1 protein-coding gene is annotated in these 411 nt (G+C 60.6%); it reads left to right on the forward strand.

The window, feature by feature from the left end:
• A partial coding sequence (locus JNA92_RS25625; protein WP_241807221.1) for an immunoglobulin-like domain-containing protein occupies window positions 1-411 on the forward strand: 411 nt, incomplete at both ends.

The raw sequence follows: 411 nt of genomic DNA on the forward strand, positions 1-411 counted from the left end.
TAACGCACCGCTGACCAACAGCATTACCAAGGTCGACGGCGGTAATTACGAGAAGCTGGATACCGCAGGTACTCCAACCACCACGGTCACCGACAGCCCGGCTACTCAGGCGACCACCAACCTGGTGCTGAGTGCCACCGGCGATGTCGCTGAAGGCGGTCAGATCGTCTACACCGCGACCTTGAGCAATCCAGCCGGCACGGCGATGACCGTGACTCTGAGCAACGGCGCGACCATCAATATCGCGGCCGGCCAGACCTCTGGCACGGTCTCTGTTCCAGCCCCGGCGGATGACGTTTACAAAGACGCCGGCCAGGTCAAAGCCACCATCACCGACACCACCGGTGGTGACTTCGAGAACCTCGCAGTCAATCCGGCTGAAGCCATAACTAACGTCAGCGATACGCTCGA

Source organism: Pseudomonas putida, assembly GCF_022627325.1.
Taxonomy (GTDB): domain Bacteria; phylum Pseudomonadota; class Gammaproteobacteria; order Pseudomonadales; family Pseudomonadaceae; genus Aquipseudomonas; species Aquipseudomonas putida_X.